Origin of the sequence: Frateuria defendens, assembly GCF_001182895.1 — a bacterium.
In the GTDB taxonomy this organism is placed as follows: domain Bacteria; phylum Pseudomonadota; class Gammaproteobacteria; order Xanthomonadales; family Rhodanobacteraceae; genus Frateuria_B; species Frateuria_B defendens.
The window spans coordinates 1-20,460 of the sequence record NZ_LFQR01000030.1; the positions used below are offsets into that span (position 1 = coordinate 1).

At 71.0% G+C, this 20,460-nt stretch carries 23 protein-coding genes; 16 read left to right on the forward strand and 7 right to left on the reverse strand.

The window, feature by feature from the left end; genetic code table 11:
* Nucleotides 1-97: 97 nt before the first annotated feature.
* From ACH65_RS18795 to ACH65_RS20755, 4 genes are read right to left on the reverse strand one after another with little or no spacing between them, the layout of a single operon-like run.
* Nucleotides 98-640, reverse strand: coding sequence for an integrase core domain-containing protein (locus tag ACH65_RS18795; protein WP_082190138.1), 543 nt, complete (start codon nucleotides 638-640; stop codon nucleotides 98-100).
* A gap of 35 nt (nucleotides 641-675) precedes the next feature.
* The gene (locus tag ACH65_RS20745) at nucleotides 676-894 is read right to left on the reverse strand and encodes a type 1 glutamine amidotransferase family protein (RefSeq protein ID WP_237561439.1); all 219 of its coding nucleotides are present in this window, start codon (nucleotides 892-894) and stop codon (nucleotides 676-678) included.
* The gene (locus ACH65_RS20750; RefSeq protein ID WP_237561440.1) at nucleotides 891-1,292 is read right to left on the reverse strand and encodes a type 1 glutamine amidotransferase family protein; all 402 of its coding nucleotides are present in this window, start codon (nucleotides 1,290-1,292) and stop codon (nucleotides 891-893) included. Before ACH65_RS20750 ends, ACH65_RS20745 begins: the two co-directional genes overlap by 4 nt.
* The gene (locus tag ACH65_RS20755; protein ID WP_237561441.1) at nucleotides 1,220-1,525 is read right to left on the reverse strand and encodes a type 1 glutamine amidotransferase family protein; all 306 of its coding nucleotides are present in this window, start codon (nucleotides 1,523-1,525) and stop codon (nucleotides 1,220-1,222) included. Before ACH65_RS20755 ends, ACH65_RS20750 begins: the two co-directional genes overlap by 73 nt.
* Nucleotides 1,526-1,626: 101 nt before the next feature.
* Here ACH65_RS20755 and ACH65_RS04490 point away from each other — a divergent pair, with 101 nt between their 5' ends.
* From ACH65_RS04490 to purF, 10 genes are all read left to right on the forward strand, one after another.
* Entirely contained in the window at nucleotides 1,627-2,532 is a 906-nt protein-coding gene (locus ACH65_RS04490) for a LysR family transcriptional regulator (protein ID WP_049621391.1), read from the forward strand.
* Between the two features lie 258 nt (nucleotides 2,533-2,790).
* The gene (locus tag ACH65_RS04495; protein ID WP_153242477.1) at nucleotides 2,791-4,338 is read left to right on the forward strand and encodes a lysozyme family protein; all 1,548 of its coding nucleotides are present in this window, start codon (nucleotides 2,791-2,793) and stop codon (nucleotides 4,336-4,338) included.
* 142 nt (nucleotides 4,339-4,480) lie between these two features.
* A complete protein-coding gene (locus ACH65_RS04500; protein ID WP_082190139.1) occupies nucleotides 4,481-6,676 on the forward strand; it encodes a copper-transporting P-type ATPase in 2,196 nt (731 codons plus the stop codon).
* Between the two features lie 176 nt (nucleotides 6,677-6,852).
* Nucleotides 6,853-7,257, forward strand: a complete 405-nt coding sequence (locus ACH65_RS04505; RefSeq protein WP_049621393.1) for a ketosteroid isomerase-related protein — start codon at nucleotides 6,853-6,855, stop codon at nucleotides 7,255-7,257.
* A 1-nt stretch (nucleotide 7,258) separates the two neighbouring features.
* Nucleotides 7,259-7,855 (forward strand): GNAT family N-acetyltransferase, encoded by a 597-nt coding sequence (locus ACH65_RS04510; protein WP_049621394.1) that lies wholly within the window; start codon nucleotides 7,259-7,261, stop codon nucleotides 7,853-7,855.
* 10 nt (nucleotides 7,856-7,865) lie between these two features.
* Nucleotides 7,866-8,756 (forward strand): carbon-nitrogen hydrolase family protein, encoded by an 891-nt coding sequence (locus ACH65_RS04515; protein WP_049621395.1) that lies wholly within the window; start codon nucleotides 7,866-7,868, stop codon nucleotides 8,754-8,756.
* Nucleotides 8,753-10,165: a bifunctional folylpolyglutamate synthase/dihydrofolate synthase gene (locus ACH65_RS04520; RefSeq protein ID WP_049621396.1), complete on the forward strand. Its 1,413-nt coding sequence runs from the start codon at nucleotides 8,753-8,755 to the stop codon at nucleotides 10,163-10,165. Before ACH65_RS04515 ends, ACH65_RS04520 begins: the two co-directional genes overlap by 4 nt.
* 90 nt (nucleotides 10,166-10,255) lie before the next feature.
* Nucleotides 10,256-11,287, forward strand: coding sequence for an SPOR domain-containing protein (locus tag ACH65_RS04525; RefSeq protein WP_049621397.1), 1,032 nt, complete (start codon nucleotides 10,256-10,258; stop codon nucleotides 11,285-11,287).
* Between the two features lie 29 nt (nucleotides 11,288-11,316).
* The gene (locus ACH65_RS04530; protein ID WP_049621398.1) at nucleotides 11,317-11,964 is read left to right on the forward strand and encodes a CvpA family protein; all 648 of its coding nucleotides are present in this window, start codon (nucleotides 11,317-11,319) and stop codon (nucleotides 11,962-11,964) included.
* A 26-nt stretch (nucleotides 11,965-11,990) separates the two neighbouring features.
* Nucleotides 11,991-13,469 (forward strand): amidophosphoribosyltransferase, encoded by a 1,479-nt coding sequence (gene purF / locus ACH65_RS04535; RefSeq protein WP_049621399.1) that lies wholly within the window; start codon nucleotides 11,991-11,993, stop codon nucleotides 13,467-13,469.
* A gap of 46 nt (nucleotides 13,470-13,515) precedes the next feature.
* Here the strand turns inward: purF and ACH65_RS04540 are convergent, their stop codons facing one another.
* Nucleotides 13,516-13,884 (reverse strand): VOC family protein, encoded by a 369-nt coding sequence (locus ACH65_RS04540; RefSeq protein ID WP_049621400.1) that lies wholly within the window; start codon nucleotides 13,882-13,884, stop codon nucleotides 13,516-13,518.
* A 329-nt stretch (nucleotides 13,885-14,213) separates the two neighbouring features.
* Here ACH65_RS04540 and ACH65_RS04545 point away from each other — a divergent pair, with 329 nt between their 5' ends.
* From ACH65_RS04545 to ACH65_RS04560, 3 genes are all read left to right on the forward strand, one after another.
* On the forward strand, nucleotides 14,214-15,023 hold the full coding sequence (locus ACH65_RS04545; protein WP_049621401.1) for a ferritin-like domain-containing protein: 810 nt from the start codon (nucleotides 14,214-14,216) through the stop codon (nucleotides 15,021-15,023).
* Between the two features lie 204 nt (nucleotides 15,024-15,227).
* A complete protein-coding gene (locus ACH65_RS04550) occupies nucleotides 15,228-15,500 on the forward strand; it encodes a DUF4242 domain-containing protein (protein ID WP_049621402.1) in 273 nt (90 codons plus the stop codon).
* A gap of 454 nt (nucleotides 15,501-15,954) precedes the next feature.
* Complete coding sequence (locus ACH65_RS04560) at nucleotides 15,955-17,505, forward strand: MASE1 domain-containing protein (protein WP_161805587.1); 1,551 nt, start codon at nucleotides 15,955-15,957, stop codon at nucleotides 17,503-17,505.
* On the opposite strand, the gene ACH65_RS04565 is transcribed toward ACH65_RS04560, so the two are convergent.
* The gene (locus ACH65_RS04565; RefSeq protein ID WP_237561442.1) at nucleotides 17,480-17,962 is read right to left on the reverse strand and encodes a hypothetical protein; all 483 of its coding nucleotides are present in this window, start codon (nucleotides 17,960-17,962) and stop codon (nucleotides 17,480-17,482) included. The two genes, ACH65_RS04560 and ACH65_RS04565, sit on opposite strands and share 26 nt — an antisense overlap.
* 260 nt (nucleotides 17,963-18,222) lie before the next feature.
* Here ACH65_RS04565 and ACH65_RS19660 point away from each other — a divergent pair, with 260 nt between their 5' ends.
* The 3 genes from ACH65_RS19660 to ACH65_RS04575 all read left to right on the forward strand — a co-directional run bounded on the left by ACH65_RS19660 (nucleotide 18,223) and on the right by ACH65_RS04575 (nucleotide 19,800).
* Nucleotides 18,223-18,387, forward strand: coding sequence for a hypothetical protein (locus tag ACH65_RS19660; RefSeq protein WP_153242479.1), 165 nt, complete (start codon nucleotides 18,223-18,225; stop codon nucleotides 18,385-18,387).
* On the forward strand, nucleotides 18,384-19,205 hold the full coding sequence (locus ACH65_RS04570; RefSeq protein WP_049621406.1) for an alpha/beta fold hydrolase: 822 nt from the start codon (nucleotides 18,384-18,386) through the stop codon (nucleotides 19,203-19,205). Before ACH65_RS19660 ends, ACH65_RS04570 begins: the two co-directional genes overlap by 4 nt.
* A 103-nt stretch (nucleotides 19,206-19,308) precedes the next feature.
* Nucleotides 19,309-19,800 carry a hypothetical protein gene (locus tag ACH65_RS04575; RefSeq protein WP_053096152.1) on the forward strand — a complete coding sequence of 164 codons (492 nt, stop codon included), beginning with the start codon at nucleotides 19,309-19,311 and terminating at the stop codon, nucleotides 19,798-19,800.
* A gap of 423 nt (nucleotides 19,801-20,223) precedes the next feature.
* On the opposite strand, the gene ACH65_RS04580 is transcribed toward ACH65_RS04575, so the two are convergent.
* Nucleotides 20,224-20,460 carry a hypothetical protein gene (locus ACH65_RS04580; protein WP_153242480.1) on the reverse strand — a complete coding sequence of 79 codons (237 nt, stop codon included), beginning with the start codon at nucleotides 20,458-20,460 and terminating at the stop codon, nucleotides 20,224-20,226.

The following is a 20,460-nucleotide window of genomic DNA, read 5'->3' on the forward strand; positions in this document are numbered from 1 at the left end:
GCACGCCTCGACACCGTTTCGCGCCGTCATCGCGCAGCCTGCCCGTGGACACACGTCCTTTGTTTATCACTGTTGGCTGGCATCCTGCGCCGTGTTGCTACGGCGGAAAGAACCAGCCTGTGATCCGCCCCTCCCACACGCTGACGAAGCGAGGTGCCCGCGTGGATTTGGTGGTGCCACGCCACACCTCGGCCGGTGTTTTCCCATGCAGGTGCTGATGCGGTCGCGCGTGGTTGTACCAAGCCCGGAACTCCACCAGCTTGGTCCGCAGTTCGTCTTTGTCCACGATGGCGATGCGGTCCAGATGGCGCTTGAACGTGCCGAAGAAGCGCTCGATGCGTCCGTTCTGCCACGGGGCGTGCAGATCGATGGTTTGCAGACGAATGCCGAGCAGGGTGAGCGTGGTTTTCACCAGGCGGCTGTTGAAGCACGCCTCGTTGTCCACGCGAATCACGCACGGCAAAACAGCCACTACCAGAGCGTGAACGAGGTGACAGGGCTGCAGGCGGGGTCGGGCGGCTACCAGCTCCACGTGGGGGCACCACTGGATCTGCAGATGGGCATCGGTCGCGCCAGCCAGGATGACGTGAAGATGTGAATTTGCATTCAGAGCAATGAAAAAGGGCTGGACAGCTTTCATGATCTAGCCCTTGTTTCATGTTGATAGCGGCCGGATCACTTCAGGTGCTTGAGCACTTCCTGGCCCACTTCCAGCGCCGAGGCCGGGTTCTGGCCGGTGATCAGCTCGCGGTCCACCACCATGTTCGGGGTCCACGGCGCGGTGTTGCTGCTGTAGCGCACGCCGGCCTGTTCCAGGGCGGTCTGCGGGTAGAACTTCATGGCGCCGCCCTTGAGCAGGGCCTTGGCCTGTTCTTCTTCCTGGTTGCTGATCACGGTGACGCGGTAGCCGGCGTAGATCCAGGGCTGCTGCGCCTTGGCGCTGCCCTTGGCCTCCAGCTGGCGGGTGAAGTCCTGCGCGTCGCCGAGGGTGGAAAGCAGGGCGATCGGGCCGTGGCAGACGAGGGCGGTGGTCTTGCCCGCGCCGCGCCGTGGAAGTTGGCCAGTAGCTTGCCGAGTTCCGCGCTGTGCAGCAGGTCCTGCATCGGCGCGTGGTCGCCGGGGACGTAGACGGCGTCGAAGTGGCCGTAGCCGATCTGCGCCACGCGGTCGAGGCTGATCACCGGTGAATCCGTGGGCGAGGTGAGCTTGAGCTTCTCCATCAGCGCCCGGTAGGCCTTGAGGTCGGCCTCGCTGCCGCCGAAATACATCTTGTCCAGCGAGGACTTGTCCACCGACGGCGCGTCGCCGCGCGGGGGGGGGCGAAGGTCACCGTGTGGCCGGCGTCGAGGAACAGCTTGACCGGCTGCATCAGCTCGTTGAGGTAGAAGCCGGTGGGGTAGACCTTGCCGTCCTTGAGGTCGAGGTGGTCGGTGTCGGAGAGCACGACCAGCACGTTGCCGGCGTGGGCACCGAACGCGGCGAGGCCGTTGGCGAGCGCGGCGGCGAGCTTGGATACGAGTTTCATGGGGCAGTCTCCTGGGAGGAAAGGATGCGCGCACTTTCATTGAGGCCGCCGACGGCGATAAATTTGGCGGCGAGCAAATAATTTGTTCTTGAAGGGCAAAGATGGGCCGCCGATTCGACTACCTGGGCGACGTGGAAGCCTTCACCACCGTGGTGGCGCAGGGCTCGTTGACGGCGGCGGCGGTGGTGCTCTCGACCACGCCCTCGGTGGTCAGCCGCGCCATCGGGCGGCTGGAGGCGCGCCTGGGCGTGCAGCTGCTGCGCCGTACCACGCGGCGCTTGAGCCTCACCGAGGCGGGGCGCCTGTACCTGGAGCAGGCGCGCGCCGCCTTCGCCCTGATCGACGACGCCGAGCGCGCGATCCAGGGGCAGGGCGGCGAACTGGCCGGCCGCGTGCGGCTCAGCGTGCCCACCACCTACGGCCACTACCGGCTGCCGCCGCTGCTGGAGCGGTTCGCGCGGCAATACCCGCAGGTGCAGCTCGAACTCAACATCACCAACCGCAACGTCGACCTGGTGGCCGAGGGCTACGACCTCGCCATCCGCCTCGGCCCGCTGCCGGACAGCGGCCTGGTGGCGCGCAAGCTGGAGGACGCCGTGCTGTGCCTGGTCGCCGCGCCCGCCTACCTCGAACGCGCCGGCACGCCGCGCACGCTGGAGGAACTGGCGCGGCACCTGTGCCTGCCCTTCGTAATGCCGAGCACCGGGCGCACGGCGCCGTGGCTGTTCCGCGACGAGGGGCGCGAGGTGGAATGGACGCCTACGGCGCACGTGGAGGTGTCGGACGACGTGCTCGGCGTGGTGTCCCTGGCCGAGCATGGCCTGGGCATCTGCCAGACCTACGACTTCATCGCGCGCGACCGCCTGGAGCGGGGGCGGCTGGTCGAGCTGCTGCCGCAGGCGCGCGGGCGCTCGCGGCCGTTCTCGCTGATCTACGCGCCGCACCGGCGCCTGTCGGCGGCCTCGCGGGCCCTGATCGACTTCCTGGGCGTGGCGGCGCAGGCCTGAGCCGGTGCGGGCCGGCGGACACCGGCCGTGATCCCGGCGAACCGCCGCGCGGCATCCCCGGAATTCGCGAAACCCTTCGCCCTTTCCGCGCCGGCAATGCGGCTAGCATCGGGGCGCCCCCGGCACGGCGGGGCACAGGGGAAAACTGATCCAGAACATCGTCCCGCGCGCTGTGGCTGCAGGGGTAAACGGTGCGGAAGGCGTCATGCCTTCCCTCTCTCTCGATTCTCTTCATCCGATCTGATGGGAGTATTCGTCATGTCTAGGTTCGTTACACAGGAAGTGCACGCAACCGGATCGGGCGCGCTCGCGCGCGCCCTGCTGCCGTTGGGCATCGCCGCCGCGATCGTGGCGGCGCCGGCGCAGGCTGCCTCGCCCGCCGCCGCCTCGACCGCGGGGAGCGCCGCGCCGGACATCGTGGTCGGCCCCGTTCCACTGCCCAACCCGCGGGTGCCCGGCTACGCTTACCCGGAGTCGCAGGACACCCTTCTCAGGCACGTCAACCAGGGCGACCGGGCCTGGATCGCCACGCATGCCTGGGGGCTGTGGGTGGCGTTGACGACCAAGGTGCTGCCTGGCTTGAGCGTCTACGAGACCTGGCAGTCGCCCTACAACGGCCAGGTGCTGTCCTCCGGGCTCGATGCCGGCGGCCGGACCCAGTTCGTCGGCCCCGGCGGCGAATCCACGCTGCTGCACCGGGCGCAGCGCCCGCATCAGTTTCACGGCCGCCAGTTCGTGGCGCTGACCGAGGCGACGCCCATCCCGAGCACCAGCGACCAGGTGCTGGTCACGGTCAACTGGTCACCGCAGATGGCCAGACAGGTGGTGCAGAACAACTGGTTGTCGTCGGCCACGCTGGACAAGCTGCTCGCCGCGGGCCAGCAGGGCATCACGCTCAACAACTACTCGGTGAGCCTCAAGCCCACCTATCTGTGGATGGGCGCGCCGCTGCTGGCGCAGGGGCGCTATTACCGCATGAGTACCTGGCCCGGGCCGCCCAGCCCGGCCGCGCCTTTCCCGTCGAGCCGGTGGGGGCAGTGCGTATGGGTGGACACGCAGGACCCCGGCAACGGGGCCGGCGCCGGCGGCACCGACGCCACCTGCAGCCCCGACGGCCGTTCGCGCACGCCGGCCAGCACCTACGGGCTGGGCAGCTTCATCCATTTCAAGCTGACCGCGCAGGAAGCCAAGCAGTGGGCGGAGGAGGGCATCAACGTGCAGATCGGCAAGACCACCTACCAGCCCAAGGCCGGCGAGGTGGTGATTCTGGCGGCGATGCACGTGGGCACGCGCGAGATGACCGAATGGACGTGGCAGTCGTACTGGTGGCAGCCCGATCCCAGGCGGGCCGTCGCGCCGGCGACCGCGGCCGACGTCGCCGCCCGCCCCGCGCAGCTGCGCGGGGCGCCGGCGCACTACGCGATGTGCGCGGCCTACCAGATGGTGGCGCCCAACCAGCCCATCACCGGCGGCCGGGGGACGATGCCCTACCTCTGCTACAACCCCTACCTGGAAGCGCCTTTCGCGCCCAGCGACCTGCCGGACTCCCGGCCCTGGACCTACCAGGGGAGGCTCTACAACCTCAACGTGGGCGTGCAGACCAACTGCATGGACTGCCATATCCAGGCGACCTACGCGAAGGGCAACGGCAAGCCGCTGCCGTACACGGCGGACCGCTACATCGACCTCAATAGCCCGGCCTTCAAGGGTTACCTGAAGCTGGATTTCTCGTGGTCGATCCAGGGCAACGTGAAGGTGTCCACGTCGCAGGCGCCTTCCTCGTCCGACGGCCAGGGCCAGCACTGATGCGGACCGGGGCGGCGCGGCCCGCGCCGCCCCGTCGCCTCCACGCGCACAGGCGCCTTGACCCTGGTGTCGCCTCCAGGGCCTAGACTCGTGATCGCAACGATGCCAGGCGCAGAGGCTGGACGACGAAAGAAGGCGAGGCATGCACGAGCATCATCATCCCCATCACCACGACCATGGCGGCACGGCGGCCGCCCCGCCGCCCCGGCCCGCGCCGGCCGGCACCGTCTACACCTGCCCGATGCACCCGGAGATCCGCCAGCTCGGGCCCGGCTACTGCCCCAAGTGCGGCATGGTGCTGGAGCCGCTGCTGCCGAGCGCGGCGGCGGAGGACGACGGCGAGCTGCGCCGTCTCGGGCGGCGCTTTGGCTGGCTGGTCGCGCTGACCGTGCCGGTGCTGGCGGTGGCGATGGGCCCGCACCTGGGCCTTGGCCATCCGTCTGCGCCCTGGGACGCCGCGGCCGGCTGGATCGAGGCGCTGCTCGGCAGCGCGGTGGTGCTGTGGGGTGGGGCCACGTTCTTCGTGCGCGGCTGGCGCTCGCTGTGGCCGTGGTCGCCCAACATGTACACGCTGATCGCGCTGGGCACCGGGGTGGCCTGGGCCTACAGCGCGGTGGCCTTCCTCGCGCCGGGGCTGTTCCCGCCGGGGCTGCGCGACCTGCACGGCCGCGTGGCGGTGTACTTCGAGTCGGCGGCGGTGATCGTCACCCTGGTCACGCTGGGCGATTTCCTCGAACTGCGCGCGCGACGGCGCACCAGCGCCGCGCTCAAGGCCTTGCTCGGGCTGGCGCCCAAGACCGCGCGCCGCCTCGACGCGGACGGCGGCGAGCAGGATGTGCCGCTCGAAGCGGTCGTGGCGGGCGACGTGCTGCGCGTGCGGCCCGGCGAGAAGGTGCCGGTGGACGGCGTGGTGCTGGCGGGCGAAAGCCACGTGGACGAGTCGATGCTCACCGGCGAACCGCTGCCGGCGGCGAAGACGCCGGGCGATCCGCTCACCGGCGGCACGGTGAACCAGGACGGCGCGCTCACCATGCGCGCGGAGAAGGTCGGCGCCGAGACGATGCTTGCGCGCATCGTGGCGCTGGTGGCGCAGGCCCAGCGCAGCCGCGCACCGTTGCAGCGGGTGGCCGACCGCGTGGCCGCGTGGTTCGTGCCGGCGGTGGTGGCGGTGGCGCTGCTGGCCTTCGTCGGCTGGCTGGCGTGGGGGCCGGCGCCGCGGCTGGCGCATGCGGTGGTGGCGGCGGTGTCGGTGCTGATCATCGCCTGCCCGTGCGCGCTGGGGCTGGCCACGCCGATCTCGATCATGGTGGCGAGCGGGCGCGGCGCGCAGGCCGGCGTGCTGTTCAAGGACGCCGCCGCGATCGAGGCCATGGAGGCCATCGACACCCTGGTGGTGGACAAGACCGGCACGCTCACCGAAGGCCGGCCGAGCCTGCGCGAGCTGGCGCCGGTCGGCGCCTGGCCGGCGCCGCGGCTGCTGGCCTGGGCGGCGGCGCTGGAGCGGCCGAGCGAACACCCGCTGGCGCGCGCCATCGTGGCCGGTGCCGAGGCGGCCGGGCTCGCCGTGCCGGCGGCGACGGACTTCCGCACCCGCACCGGCCGCGGCGTGCTCGGCTCGGTCGAGGGCCATGCGCTGGTCCTCGGCAACGCGCGCCTGCTGGAGGAACTGGGCGTGGCGCTGCCGGCGGAGGCCGCCGCGCAGGCCGAGCAGCTTCGCCGCGAGGGCGCCACGGTGATGCTGCTCGCGGTGGACGGCGCACTGGCCGGCCTGGTCGCGGTGGCCGACCGCATCAAGGCCGACGCGGCGCAGGCGGTGGCGGCGCTGCACCGCGAAGGCGTGCGCCTGGTCATGCTCACCGGCGACAACGCCGTCACCGCGCAGGCGGTGGCGCGCGAGTTGGGCATCGACGTGGTGCAGGCCGAGGTCTCGCCGGAGGACAAGGCCGCGTGGGTGGCGCGCCTCAAGGCCGCCGGCCGCCGCGTGGCGATGGCCGGCGACGGCATCAACGACGCGCCGGCGCTGGCCGCGGCCGACGTCGGCATCGCCATGGGCGGCGGCACCGACGTGGCGATGGAGAGCGCGGCGGTGACCCTGGTGAAGGGCGAGCTGGGCGCCATCCTGCGCGCGCGGGCGCTGTCGCGCGCCACCGTGCGCAACATCCGCCTCAACCTGTTCCTGGCCTTCGTCTACAACGTGCTGGGCGTGCCGCTGGCGGCGGGCGCGCTGTATCCGCTGCTCGGCATCACGCTCTCGCCGATGGTGGCCGCGCTGGCGATGAGCCTGTCCTCGGTGTCGGTGGTGAGCAACGCGCTGCGCCTGCGCCGCGTGCGGCTGTAGGCGCGCTTCGCGCGCGACCGCGACGCCGCGGCGTTCCGTTTCGCAGGCTGGCCGCGCGCAAGCCGCGACTGCATCGTCGCCGGCAGGCTTCGGCGTGAGCAGGCGCCGCGGCCGGCGGCCTTCGAGTAGAGGATGTTTTAAGCTTGGCGCTTGTCCCTTGCCGGAACGCCCGCTCCATGTCCGACACCCGCGCCCTGATCGAGCACTACTACGCGGCCTTCAACCGCGGCGACTGGGAGGCGATGCTCGGCTGCCTCGCCGACGACGTCGCGCACGACATCAACCAGGGCGGCCGCGAGACGGGGCGTGAGGCGTTCCGCGACTTCCTCGCGCGCATGCAGCGCAGCTACCGCGAGCAGCTGCGCGATATCCGGGTGATGGTGGCCGACGACGGCCGGCGCGCCGCCGCCGAATACGTGGTGCACGGCGAATACCTCGCCGACGACGAGGGCCTGCCGCCGGCGCGCGGCCAGCGCTACGTGCTGCCGGGCGGGGCCTTCTTCGAGTTGCGTGAGGGCCGCATCGCCCGCGTCACCAACTACTACAACCTCGGCGACTGGATCGCCCAGGTGAGCGCCTGACGTGAGCCTTCGCGTATTGTGCCGCCACGGCGCCGAGGTGGCGCCGTACCTGCCCGACGTGGCGCGCCTGCGCATCGCGGTGTTCCGCGACTGGCCGTATCTGTACGAGGGCGAGGACGCCTACGAGCAGCGCTACCTCGAAGCCTACGCGCGCTCGTCGCGCAGCGTGTTCGTGCTGGCGCTGGACGGCGAGGCGGTGGTCGGCGCCTCCACCGGCATCCCGCTGTCGGACGACGACGCGGCCTTTCGCCAGCCGTTCCTGGCGCGCGGCATCGACCCGGCCGGGGTGTTCTACTGCGGCGAGTCGGTGCTGCTGCCGGCCTACCGCGGGCAGGGTCTGGGGCACCGCTTCTTCGACGAGCGCGAGGCGCACGCGCGCGGGCTCGGCGGCTATGCCATGACCGCCTTCTGCGCGGTGGAGCGCGCGGACGACGACCCGCGCCGCCCGCCCGGCTACCGCCCCAACGATGCGTTCTGGACCAAGCGCGGCTACCGGCGGCAGGACGACCTGTTCTGCCAGTTGGACTGGAAGGAGGCCGGCGCCGACGCGGCGAGCCGCCACCGCCTGCGTTTCTGGCTGCGGCCGCTGGAGCATTGAGACGATGACATTGAAGGTTGCGCTGGCGCAGTGGCAGATCGGCTCGCCGGCCCGTTTCGACGATTTCGCCGCGCGCGTGGAAGAGGCGGTGGCGCAGGCCGCCGCGCACGGCGCGCGCCTGCTGGTGCTGCCCGAGTACCTGGCGATGGAGCTGGCCCACCTGTTCGGCCCCGCGGTGTACGCCGACGTGCCGCGCTCGCTGGAGGCGGTGGACGCGCTGTACCCGGCCTGGCGCGCGCTGTTCGCCGAGCAGGCGCGCCGGCACGCGCTGTATCTCGTGGCCGGCACGTTCCTGAAGCGCGAGGCGGACGGCCGCTACCGCAACCGCGCGCTGCTGTGCGCACCCGACGGCACGGTGGCCGAGCAGGACAAGCTCTGCCTCACCGGCTACGAGAAGGACGCGGCGGTGATCGCGCCCGGCGAGGTGCTGCGCGTGTTCGACACCGAGCTCGGCCGCGTCGGCATCAACATCTGCTACGACAGCGAGTTCCCCCTCTACGCCCGCGCCCAGGCCGAGGCCGGCGCGGCGCTGCTGCTGGTGCCGAGCTGCACCGACACGGAGGCCGGCGCCAGCCGCGTGCGCATCGGCTGCCAGGCGCGCGCGCTGGAGAACCAGCTGCCGGTGCTGTGCGCGGTGACTGCGGGCGAGAGCGACTGGAGCCCGCTGCTGGACACCAACACCGGCCGCGCCGCGGTGTACGTGCAGCCCGACCACGGCCTGCCGGCCGACGGCGTGCTGGCCCGGCACGGCGAGCATCCGGGCTGGCTGTTCGCCGAGCTGGACGTCGCCGCCATGCGCGCGGTGCGCGCCGAGGGGCAGGTGGGCGTGGCCGCGGACTGGGACGGCCAGCTGCGGCCGGACCTGCTGCGCGCGCGGCGCGGGGCGTTCGTGGCGCCATGACCCAGCGTTCCCTGGCCGACTGGCTGGCCTACCAGGAAGGCATCAACCCGCGCAGCATCGAACTCGGCCTCGACCGCGTGCGCGAGGTCTGGCAGCGCCTGGGCGCGAAGGCGCCGGCGCGGCGCGTGATCACCGTGGGCGGCACCAACGGCAAGGGCTCCACTGTGGCGATGCTGGAGGCCATGCTGCAGGCCGCGGGCCGGCGCGTGGGCTGCTACACCTCGCCGCACCTGCTGCGCTACAACGAGCGCATCCGCATCGATGGCCGCGATGCCGGCGACGCGGCCCTGGTCGGTGCCTTCGAACGCATCGAGGCCGCGCGCGGCGGCGACGCGACGGATGCCATCCCGCTCACCTATTTCGAATTCGGCACGCTGGCCGCGCTGGATCTCTTCGCCCGCGCCGGGCTCGACGTGGCGGTGCTGGAAGTGGGCCTGGGCGGGCGGCTGGACGCGGTGAACATCGTCGATGCCGACATCGCCGTGATCACTACCATCGACCTCGACCACATGGACTGGCTGGGCGCCGACCGCGACAGCATCGGCCGCGAGAAGGCCGGCATCGCGCGCGCCGGGCGGCCGGCCATCGTGGGCGAGCCGGCACCGCCGGCGGGCCTGCTGGATGCGCTGGCCGAGCGTGGCGCGCGCACCGAGCGCGCCGGCGTGGACTTCCACGTCGAGCGCCATGTCGCAGGCTGGCGCTGGCGCCACCGCGACGGCACCGCGCTCGACCTGCCGGACCCGCCGCTGGCCGCGCCGGTGCAATACGCCAACGCGGCCACCGCGATCGCCGCCCTGCATGCCTTGGCCGCCGGGGACGGCGCGCTGTTCGCCGCACCAGGCGAGCCCGGGCCGCGGTCGCGGCCCGGGCTGCGCGACGCCGGGCACCGGCCCTTCGCCGGCGCCGCCGAGCCGGCCGTCCACGAAGGCGCGCATGCCGGCTTCGCCGAAGCCGTCGCCCGGGGCCTGCTGCACACCCGCGTGGCCGCGCGCCTGCAGCATCTCGGCGGCGATCCCGCCTTGATCGTGGACGTGGGCCACAACCCGCAGGCCGCGCGCGCGCTGGCCGAATGGCTGGACAGCCGCCCGGGCGGGCGCGTGCACGCGGTGTACGGGGCGCTGTCGGACAAGGACGTGGCCGGGGTGATCGCCGCGCTGGGCGCGCGCATCGGCCACTGGCACCTCGCCGGCCTGGCCGCCGATACGCCGCGCGGCCTGCCGGCGGAGGCGCTGGGCGACACGCTGCGCCGCACCCTGCCGGCGGCGCGCTTCGACGCCCACGCGAGCGTGCACGAGGCCTTGCGTGCCGCGCGCGCGGCGGCGCGGCCGGGCGAGCGCATCCTCGCCTTCGGTTCGTTCTTCGTGGCCGCCGCGGTGCTGGAGGAGGCCGGCACCGAAGCGCGCGGCTGAACCGGCGTGCCGCGCCGAAAGCCAGCGCCGCGGCGCGGCCGGTTATAATCCGCATGATTCGCGTCGTGCCCGACGACTTTGGAGCCTGTCTTGAAAACGCGCCTGCTGGGAGCCTTCGTCCTCATCGCCTTGGCGGTGATCTTCGTGCCGATGTTCTTCTCCAGCAGCCCGCCGAGCAGCGGCGGCGAGCAGACGGTCAGCCTGGACATCCCGCCCGCGCCCGACCGCGACCTGCAGACCAAGACCATGAGCCTCACCCCGCCGGCGCCGGGGCAGGGCGCCAACGCGCCCCAGCCGGCGGCGAGCGCCGCCGCGTCGTCCGACCGCCTGCCGACGGTGAACATCGCCTCCAACCGTCCGCGCGACGTGGAGACCGACCCGGCCGCCGCCGCGCAGCAGGCGGCCACGCCGCCTGCGCAGCCGCAGCCGGTGATCCCTGCGCAGGCACCGCGCTCGGCCGCCAGCGAGCAGGCCGCCAAGGCGCAGAGCAAGCCCGCCGCCAGCGAACCGGCGGCCAAGCAGCCGCCGGCCGTGGGCGCGCCGGAGGACACCGCCGGCACCGCGGCGCGCGGCAGCTACACCCTCAACCTCAGCGCCTACGCCTCGGCGGCCAGCGCGCAGAGCCTGGTGCAGCGCGTGCGGGCGCTGGGCTATCCGGTTGCCGGGCGCGCCATCAACCAGGCCGGCCGCCAGCTCACCCTGGTCACGGCCGGCCCGTTCGCGACCCGCGCCGCCGCCGAGGCCGCGCGGCTGAAGATCACCCAGGCCGTCCACGGCGTGCCCGTCCGGCTGGAGAGCGGCGCCAGCGACCAGCGCGGCGACGCGGCCCCCGCGCCGTCCGCCGCCAACGCGGCGGCGCCTGCCGCGGCCAAGCCGGCCTCGCGCGCCGGTGGCTTCGCGGTGCAGGTGGCGGCGATGGGCAGCGAGGCGGACGCCCACGCGCTGCGCGACCGCCTGCGCGGCGGCGGCTTCGACGGGTTCGTGGACACGGTGAACGTAGGCGGCAAGCGCCTGTGGCGCGTGCGCGCCGGCCCGCAGACCCAGCGCGCCGACGCCGAGCGCCTGCGCGACCAGATCAAGGCCAAGCTGGGCCTGTCCGGCAACATCGTCACCGTCCCCTGACGCGCTGACCCTAAGACGTGGCAGATCCGGTGAACTGGGCCGACTACATCATTCTCGGCGTGCTGGGCCTGTCGGTCTTGATCGGACTGTGGCGCGGCCTCATCTCCGAGGTGCTGGCCCTGGTGGTGTGGGTGGCGGCGTTCTGGGTGGCGTGGCTGTTCGGGCCGGCGGTGGCGGGCTATTTCGAGCACAGCATCTCGCTGCCTTCGGCGCGGATCCTCGTCGGCTATGGCCTGTGCTTCATCGTGGTGCTGATCGCCGGCGCGCTGCTGCGCTTCGTGATCGGGCGGCTGGTCGCGGGCACCGGGCTGGGCGGCACCGACCGCCTGCTCGGCATGCTGTTCGGCCTGGCGCGCGGCGTGTTGCTGGTGACGCTGGCGGTGTTCCTGCTCAACTTCACCGCCTTCACCCGCGACCCGTGGTGGCAGCAATCCACGCTGCTGCCGCAGTTCAAGGCGGCGGCGGAATGGATGGGCCAGCACGTGCCGGACGAGGCGCGCCGCTACCTGCACCCGCCGGCGATGCTCGATCAGCTGCCGTCGCTGGACCGCTTGCCCTCGCTGCAGCAGCTCCCGTCGCTGCAGCAACTGCCGTTGCCGGGCGGCAAGCCGCCGGCGCCGGCGCACAATACACCCGCGGGCGCCACGCATCCGGCGCCCGCGGCCACGGTTTTCTAGACGCTTCTCAAGCAGGTATCACAACCATGTGCGGAATCATCGGCATCGTCGGCGTCACCGAGGTGGCCTCGTCCCTTTACGACGGCCTGACGGTGCTGCAGCACCGCGGCCAGGACGCGGCCGGCATCGCCACCGTGGACGGCACGCGGCTGCGCCTGCACAAGGGCAACGGCCTGGTGCGCGACGTGTTCAACCAGGCGTCGATGAACCGCCTGCGCGGGCGCATCGGCATCGGCCACTGCCGCTATCCCACCGCCGGCAGCGACAACGCCGCCGAGGAGGCGCAGCCGTTCTACGTCAACTCACCCTACGGCATCGCCTTCGCCCACAACGGCAACCTGGTGAACACCGAGGCGCTGCGGCGCGAGATGTTCGAGGACGACCGCCGCCACATCAACACCGATTCGGACTCCGAGGTGCTGCTCAACGTGCTGGCGCACGAGCTGCAGATCCACGACCGCATGGCGCTCACCCCGGACGAGCTGTTCAAGGCCGTGGCCGGCGTGCATGCGCGCGCGCGCGGCGGCTACGCCTGCCTGGCGCTGATCCACGGCTACGGCCTGCTCGCCTTCCGCGACCCCTACGGCATCCGCCCGCTGGTGCTGGGCGAGCGCGTCACACCCGAGGGCCGCGAGTACGCGGTGGCCTCCGAGTCGGTGGCGTTCGACGTGCTCGGCTTCAAGCGCCTGCGCGACGTGGAGCCGGGCGAGGCGGTGTTCATCACCGCCGACGGCCAGCTGCACACCCGCCGCTGCGCCGACAGCGCGGTGCACGCGCCGTGCATCTTCGAGTACGTGTACCTGGCCCGCCCGGACTCCATGATCGAGAACGTGTCGGTGTACAAGGCGCGCCTGCGCATGGGCCAGCGCCTCGCCGCCAAGATCCTGCGCGAGCGCCCCGACCACGGCATCGACGCGGTGATCCCCATTCCCGACACCGCCCGCACCGCCGCCAGCGCGCTGGCCGAGGCGCTGGGCGTGCCGTTCCGCGAGGGCTTCGTCAAGAACCGCTACGTGGGCCGCACCTTCATCATGCCGGGGCAGGGCGAGCGCGTGAAATCCGTGCGCCGCAAGCTCAACCCGGTGGAGCTGGAGTTCCGCAAGAAGAACGTGCTGCTGGTGGACGACTCCATCGTGCGCGGCACCACCTCCAAGCAGATCATCCAGATGGCCCGCGACGCCGGCGCCCGGCAGGTGTACTTCGCCTCCGCCGCGCCGCCGGTGCGCTACCCCAACGTGTACGGCATCGACATGCCGGCCGTCGCCGAACTGGTCGCCGCCGGCCGCACCGAGCAGGAAGTGGAGCAGTTCCTCGGCGCCGACTGGCTGATCTATCAGGACCTCAAGGACCTGATCTGGGCGGTGCAGGACGGCAACGAGGCGCTCAAGCAGTTCGACACCTCCTGCTTCTCCGGCGAATACGTCACCGGCCTCGACCAGCGCTACCTCAAGCAGATCGAGATGCTGCGCTCGGACGACGCCAAGGCGGCGCGGCGTGCCGTATAAGTCGTATTGATCTGCTCGGGCTCTCCGGTGTGTGGGGCCCGTGCGGTCAGCGGATGTTCTGGGCAATTCGCCAGAGCACGCCGGACGGGTCGAGCAGGCAGAAGTCGCGCATGCCCCACGGCTGGTCGATAGGGGTATCCAGGCGCACCGCGTAGTGCTCCGCGATGCCCGCCACGCGCAGCCTGCGATACCAGGCGTCGACGTCGGCCACCAACAAGTGCATGACGAAATTGCGAGCATGCTCGGGCCGGTAGAAGTCCTGCAGGAGGAAACTGCAGTCGTCGAGCGCGAAGTACGCCACGCCTGCATATTCCGATTTCTCTTCGAAACCGATGTCGGTATAGAACCGGCGCGATAGCGCGTAGTCGCGCGCCGGGACGAAAGCCTTGAGCTCGATCGCCTGCAAGTTGTCCATGGGCGTTCTCCTTTAGGCGCTCAACGAAGCGCGCGTTCAACGGAAGCTTTCGTCGCTTCAGCTTCGTCGCTTGTCGCAGGCGGCGGTCAATGGCTTTGCCGCTCATCCTGGGCCGAGCTACTGGATGCCGGCCTTCGCCGGCATGACGGCTTGGCCGGAACTCTGATTCGCCGGGCCGGTCATGACGAAGCGAGCACAGCGCGCAGGACGCCTCGGCCCAGAATGGCTTTTGTGTGTAGTGCCTCGTGGGGGGCATTGCAGGGCAAGGCCATTCCCGAGCCGAGCGCGACGCGCGCGTCGTACGGAGCGGTGAAGTTACACTTCGCCTCATGACCGATTTGCACCAAGCCGCCAGGCGCTGCCTCGACGCCAACGACCCGGCCGAGAAGCTGCGCCTGACCGCCGAGACCTGGCAGGGCTTCCAGGCCGGCGAGCTCTGTCCCGATCCGGCCTCGCCGCCGCCCGCGTCGATCGGCGCGCCGGGCCGCCCCGAACGCCCGCGCCTGGTCTCGCCGAAGAAGCTCCCGCAGCGCGGCCTGGGCCGCGCCGAGGGCCGCGCCGCGCTGGTGCACGCGGTGGCGCACATCGAGTTCAACGCCATCGACCTCGCCTGGGATGCCGTGTACCGCTTCCGCGGCATGCCGGCGGACTATTACCTCGACTGGGCCCGCTGCGCCGACGACGAGGCGCGCCACTTCGCACTGCTGGCGGCGCGGCTGGGCGAGCTTGGCCATGCCTACGGCGATTTCGACGCCCACAACGGCCTGTGGGAGATGGCTGAGAACACCGCCCATTCCGACACCGCCCGCATGGCGCTGGTGCCGCGCGTGCTGGAGGCGCGCGGGCTGGACGTGACGCCGGGCATGATCGCGCGCCTGCGCGCGGCGGGCGACGAGCAAACGGTGGCGATCCTCGAGGTGATCCTGCGCGAGGAAGTGGCCCACGTGGCCGCCGGTACGCGCTGGTTCCGCTGGTGCTGCGAGCGCGACGGGCTCGATCCGCGCGAAACCTTCCTCGATCTTCTGCGCGACTACATGGGCCGCAACCTGCGTGGCCCGTTCAACCGGCCGGCGCGGCTCGAAGCCGGCTTCGACGCCGAAGAACTCGACCGGCTCGCCGCGCTGGCCGTGGCCGGTTGACGGCCCGGGCGACTGGCCCACGCTGCGTCGCAGCTTTCGCGGGCCCGGGCAGGCGAGTAGCGTCGGCACGTGGCGGGTTCCGTGCGGGAGCGGCGGTCGTGGCGCGCAGGCCGTAGGCCGGCGGCCGTGGCGGGCAGCGTACAGGCAGTGCGCAGGAGACGGTCCGGACTGTCGTCACGTCGCTTTCCCAGCGAGGGCACAGCCATGCCTAAGTTCATGATCGAACGCTCCATCCCCGGCGCCGGCCAGCTCACGGCCGAGCAGCTCAAGGGCATCTCGCAGACCTCCTGCGGCGTGCTGCAGGCGATGGGGCCGCGCATCCAGTGGGTGCAGAGCTACATCACGGACGACAAGGTCTATTGCGTCTACATCGCCCCCGACGAGGCCGCCGTGCGCGAGCACGCCCAGCGCGGCGGCTTCCCGGCCGACCGGGTGGCGCCGATCCGCGGCCTGATCGATCCGGTCACGGCGGAATAGGGGCCGCCTTGCCGTCGCGGCGAGGGTAGGCGGGAGGCCAAGCTTTTCGGGAGCCGGCGCGAATGGCGTCGGCGGGCACCGCGCAGGGAAGGCGCAACGGTTCTGTCATGAGGCGCCGGGCTGGCACCGCAGGCGAGTGTTGCCCGCCGGCCTTCGTGGGCGGCGGAGGGCCGCGCCACGGGACCTTCCACCGCCCCGGCGCTGCGTGCAGGGGCGATGACGCATCCGTGGCAATTTTGCGACAAGCCGACAAAACAGGCCGCCGGCTTTGTTGTTATGCTCCGGAGCGATGGTTGGCGGACATGTAAGTTCGTGAACTTCATCAGTAATTCACGAAGCACAGTATCGCGCCGGGCAGGTGAGCGCCGCCTGGCCCCGGGCGGCGCGCGTGCAGTCGCCAGTCGGCAGGAGAGGACAGCCCGCTATGCCACGGAGTGAGCTGGTGAAGCCATGGATGAAACATCTGGGTGTCGCGCTTGCCTACGCGCTTTGCTACGCGGGGTTGCGTGAAGTCTCGTTTCCCTACTGGGTGCTCTTCTCGGGCTTCCACTTGAGTGCGCTGCTGCTAATGCCGCGGCGCTATTGGCCGGCCATGGCCGTCGGCGAAATGATTCCGCTTGCCTGCTTGAGCTTGCGCTGCCTCGACGAGTTCGGCTGGGCTTGGTCCGTTCTCATCGTCATTCCACCCGTCGCGCTGGCGATGCCCGTGGTGCGCCTCTGCCAGAACCGCTGGCGCCTGTTTCCCTCACTCCACGGCATACGCACGGGTGGGCTCCTGCTTTGCGCCCTGTTCGCTTCTGCTATCTGGACGGCTGCAAACGTTGCCACTCTGTTAGTGACCCAGCTGCCACCCGGCTATGTGCTGGATTACGGTGACGTCATCGCCCGCTGGATGCTCGGCAACGATCTCGGCGTATTGACCGTGGTGCCACTGGCGCTGCTGCTGAGGGGAGCGATGGGCCGCCTGCCGGCGCGGGCTTGGCTAGGGGCCATGCTCGACAGCCGCTTCGTGCTCGAATGCGTCAGCTGGATGCTGCCGGCGCTGGTCTTTTTGACCTGGATCGGCCGTGGGGCGGCGGGGGAAGACATCCGCCAGGCCGCGCGCATGGCCATGTTCCTGCCGGTGGCGGTGCTGGTGCTGCGGCACGGCTGGCAGGCGGTGGCGGTCGGCGGCGCCGCGGCCTCCCTCGGCGTGGTGCTCACGATTCCGGCGGACCCGGATGCGAACAGCCTGGAGGCGGAGGTGTTCATCTGCTTCGCCATCTCCACCATGCTGCTGCTGGGCGGCCGCATCACGGCGCTTAATCTGCGCGACGAGCGCGGGCGCGAGGATACGCGCCAGACCCTCGCTCTCGCCAGGCGAGCCCTATTCTTCAGCGAGCTGCGGGCGAAGCGGGCCTCGGAAAGCCTGGAGCAGATCCGCAGCGCGATCCGCGTCAACCATTTCACGCTGCTGGAGCGGGTCAGGCAGATGCTGCCGAACTTCGACCAGCGCTTCTACCTCCGGCAGGGCACGGTAGTGCAGGAGCAGTTGTACCGGGTGGCCGACAACCTGTATCCGGTGAGCTGGGGCGAGCGGGGCCTGCCGGCCTCCCTGCGGGAGGGCGCGATGGCGCGCACGCTGGATGAATCGGGCGTGCGCTATCTCTGCCTCATCTCCGGGCGCGGGCTCAGCCAGCTGTCTTCGAGCCTGCACCTGGTGCTCTATCGCGTGGTGATCGAACTGGTCTACACCGCCTGCCAGCGACACCAGGCCACCGACGTGCGGGTGGAACTGCGCGGCGGCTACTTCGGCGGGCGGCGCTGGGCGGTGCTGCGCGTGGACGCGATCGAAGACCCCGCGCGCAGCGAGCGCGTGATGTGGAACACCCTGCTGCCGCGGCTGGCGGCGATGAACGCCGGCGTGCAGTCCGTGCACGACCAGGTGGAGCTGTTCGAAGGCCGCGTGCGCGAGCGCCGGCTACCGCACGGCGGGCGGGTCAGTCTGATTTTCCACGATCACTAGGCGCGGACGGCACCGACTGGAGGTGGGTGTTGCACTTGATCGGGTCGCAGGTGTCGATGTCCGACGCCTCCAGCACGACCTTGCCCATGGGCTGCGGCGTGGCCGTGACCTGGATGCTGTCGTCCTGGTACACGACCTCGCCCCGCGCGGCCGGCGCGGCGGCGCCGTCGCCCGGCGTACGGACCAGCGCCGAGTCGGCGCCGACCGGCAGCACCAGGAACTGCCTGTTAGCGGTGGCGAAGGCGCCGCGGACCTTGCCGCCCAGGTCGTTGACCTGGATGTAGCGGATGCCTTCGCGCACGAAGACGTACACGTGCCAGCGCGGGCTGGCGGATACATCGGCGGCATTCGGCCAGGCCTGTCCCAGGCCCGTCGCGGCCTGGCCGGCGGCGACAGCGAAGCCCACCATGCCGAAAGAAAACAACCCAGCCAGTACCGCGGCATTCCTCTTGTTCATGGCCCGCCCCTTTCCCATTGGAGACGGTCCGGACTCTAGCACCGGGGCGGATCGGCCTGCACGGGTACCGGCGATGCGGGGAATGCCGCAGGAGCGGGGTGGCCCCTAAGGAGGCGCGCAGATTCCCCCTTTCGAGTAATACCGGACGCCGGCGCGCAACGGTAGCTTTGTACCTGCGATTCGCGTCGGCTCTCTGGCGACGGGCCCGGCTGGCCCGCCGTCCGCGATGGCCCTCACACCGTCCGCCGGGAGACACGCGCATGACTACCCTCGATGCTTCCGACGCCGTCGATCGCGCGCGGCGGCGGGTTCTTGCCGGAATGGTTGTCGCGACAACCGCCTCCACCCCGCCGTGGCTTTCGGAGGCCGCCAGGGCACCCGTTGCCGGCGGCGCCTCTTTCCCCCACCAGGAGTTCATCCCATGAGCAGCATCAAGACCCAAGACGGCACCGAAATCTTCTACAAGGACTGGGGCAAGGGCCAGCCGGTGGTGTTCTCGCACGGCTGGCCGCTGACGGCCGATGCGTGGGACCCGCAGCTGATGTTCATGGCCGAGCACGGCTACCGCGCCATCGCCCATGACCGGCGCAGCCACGGCCGCTCGACGCAGACCTTCGCCGGCAACGACATGGACACCTACGCGGACGACCTGGCCGCGCTGATCGAGCAGCTGGACCTCAAGGACATCATCCTGGTCGGCCACTCCACCGGCGGCGGCGAGATCGCGCACTACATGGGCCGCCATGGCACCAAGCGGGTGGCGAAAGCGGTGCTGGTGGGCGCGGTGCCGCCGCTGATGGTCAAGACCGAGGCCAACCCGGGCGGCCTGCCGCTCAGCGTGTTCGACGGCATCCGCAAGGGTGTGTGGGAGGACCGCTCGCAGTTCTACAAGGACCTGACCACGCCGTTCTACGGCTACAACCTCCCGGGCGCGAAGGATTCGCAGGGCGTGCGCGAGGCGTTCTGGCTGCAGGGCATGCAGGGCGGGCTGAAGGGCCAGTACGACTGCATCAAGCAGTTCTCCGAGGTGGATTACTCGGACGACCTGAAGAAGATCGACGTGCCGGTGCTGCTGATCCACGGCGACGCGGACCAGATCGTGCCGATCGACGCCTCGGCGAAGGCGGGCGTGAAGCTGCTCAAGCACGGCACGCTGAAGATCTACCCCGGCGCGCCGCACGGCCTGGCCACCACCCACCAGGACCAGCTCAACGCGGACCTGCTGGCCTTCGCCAAGGCGTAACCGTCGCCCGGCCCACCGCCAGGCTCGTCGGGCTTGGCGGTTCGTCGATAACAGGCTCGCCGGCACCCCGCCGGCGGGCCTGCCACTTGCAAAGGAGTGTTCCATGACTACCGAACCCGGCCTGATTACGGCCATCCATACCCTGCTCAGCTTCCTGGCCCTGCTGTCCGGGGGCGTGGTCGTCGCCGGCCTGCTCGGCGGCTCGGCGTCGCGCACGTGGGTGCGTGGCTTCTGGATCACGGCGGTCGCCACCAGCGTGACCGGTTTCTTCTTCCCGTTCCACGGCGTGACGCCGGCGATCATCGTGGGCATCATCGCCCTGGCCATCCTGGGCGCGGTGCTGGCCGCCGCCAGGGGCGCGGGCGGCACGCGCCTCGGTTTCGCCGTCTATGCGGCCGGCCTGGTGGCGAGCGAGTACCTGCTGGTGTTCGTGGCGGTCGCCCAGGCCTTCGGGAAGATTCCCGCCCTGCATGCCCTGGCGCCGACGCAGAAGGAGCCGCCTTTCGCCGTCGCGCAGCTGTGCGTCCTGGTCCTCTTCATCGTGATGGGCGTCATCGCCACCCGGCGCACGCGGTCTGCGGTGCTCGCTCTCTGACATGCGCAGGCCGGCGACGGGCCTAGGCGAGTCGCGCCTTAGAGCCTGTTCAAAGTCTCTCCCACCTGCACCCTCCCGTGCAGGGGAGGGTTGGGGAGGGGTAAACCCTTGCCTCGAGGCCAGAGTTCACCCCCTCCCAGCCTCCCCCTGCCAGCAGCTGCCAGCAGGGGGAGGAGCCAAGCCGCGTCAACGGCAAGACTTTGAACAGGCTCTTAGATACGCGCCGCCTGTCGCAACGACAGGCGGCGCGTTGTCTGCGCCGCCATGGTTCGCCCACGACGCTACCGCTCGTGCCGGATAAGAAGCGCCGTGCCCATGGGCGCGGCGCTTGTCCGTGCCAGCGTTTTGCGATCGATGCCGGTCTGCCCGCGCCGGTTGTTTTGGAACGTCGCGCATCGCGACTCGTGATGGACGGAGCCTCCGCTACGCCAGCCTAGTGAAGCTGACCGAGTTCAGGCGGTGCGCGGCGGCGGCATCCCTGACCGTGGCCGAGATCGCGATCTCGCCGCGCGCGTCGAGTTCCAGCAGGCGCGCGGCGAGGCGGTCGAAGGCATCGCCGTCGAGGCCGAGCGAGCGGGCCGACCAGGTGGCCGGCCGGTGCGGGCGAAGGTTGCGCAGGAGCTCGTCGGCGAGCTGGGCCGGCTGGGCGGCGACGGACAT

Bases quoted from the DNA above. Each gene is read 5' to 3' on its own strand.
- ACH65_RS18795 (WP_082190138.1), bottom strand. From the start codon at position 640: ATGAAAGCTGTCCAGCCCTTTTTCATTGCTCTGAATGCAAATTCACAT.
- ACH65_RS20755 (WP_237561441.1), bottom strand. From the start codon at position 1,525: ATGAAACTCGTATCCAAGCTCGCCGCCGCGCTCGCCAACGGCCTCGCC.
- ACH65_RS04490 (WP_049621391.1), top strand. From the start codon at position 1,627: ATGGGCCGCCGATTCGACTACCTGGGCGACGTGGAAGCCTTCACCACC.
- ACH65_RS04495 (WP_153242477.1), top strand. From the start codon at position 2,791: ATGTCTAGGTTCGTTACACAGGAAGTGCACGCAACCGGATCGGGCGCG.
- ACH65_RS04500 (WP_082190139.1), top strand. From the start codon at position 4,481: ATGCACGAGCATCATCATCCCCATCACCACGACCATGGCGGCACGGCG.
- ACH65_RS04505 (WP_049621393.1), top strand. From the start codon at position 6,853: ATGTCCGACACCCGCGCCCTGATCGAGCACTACTACGCGGCCTTCAAC.
- ACH65_RS04520 (WP_049621396.1), top strand. From the start codon at position 8,753: ATGACCCAGCGTTCCCTGGCCGACTGGCTGGCCTACCAGGAAGGCATC.
- purF (WP_049621399.1), top strand. From the start codon at position 11,991: ATGTGCGGAATCATCGGCATCGTCGGCGTCACCGAGGTGGCCTCGTCC.
- ACH65_RS04540 (WP_049621400.1), bottom strand. From the start codon at position 13,884: ATGGACAACTTGCAGGCGATCGAGCTCAAGGCTTTCGTCCCGGCGCGC.
- ACH65_RS04545 (WP_049621401.1), top strand. From the start codon at position 14,214: ATGACCGATTTGCACCAAGCCGCCAGGCGCTGCCTCGACGCCAACGAC.
- ACH65_RS04550 (WP_049621402.1), top strand. From the start codon at position 15,228: ATGCCTAAGTTCATGATCGAACGCTCCATCCCCGGCGCCGGCCAGCTC.
- ACH65_RS04560 (WP_161805587.1), top strand. From the start codon at position 15,955: ATGAAACATCTGGGTGTCGCGCTTGCCTACGCGCTTTGCTACGCGGGG.
- ACH65_RS04565 (WP_237561442.1), bottom strand. From the start codon at position 17,962: ATGAACAAGAGGAATGCCGCGGTACTGGCTGGGTTGTTTTCTTTCGGC.
- ACH65_RS19660 (WP_153242479.1), top strand. From the start codon at position 18,223: ATGACTACCCTCGATGCTTCCGACGCCGTCGATCGCGCGCGGCGGCGG.
- ACH65_RS04570 (WP_049621406.1), top strand. From the start codon at position 18,384: ATGAGCAGCATCAAGACCCAAGACGGCACCGAAATCTTCTACAAGGAC.
- ACH65_RS04575 (WP_053096152.1), top strand. From the start codon at position 19,309: ATGACTACCGAACCCGGCCTGATTACGGCCATCCATACCCTGCTCAGC.
- ACH65_RS04580 (WP_153242480.1), bottom strand. From the start codon at position 20,460: ATGTCCGTCGCCGCCCAGCCGGCCCAGCTCGCCGACGAGCTCCTGCGC.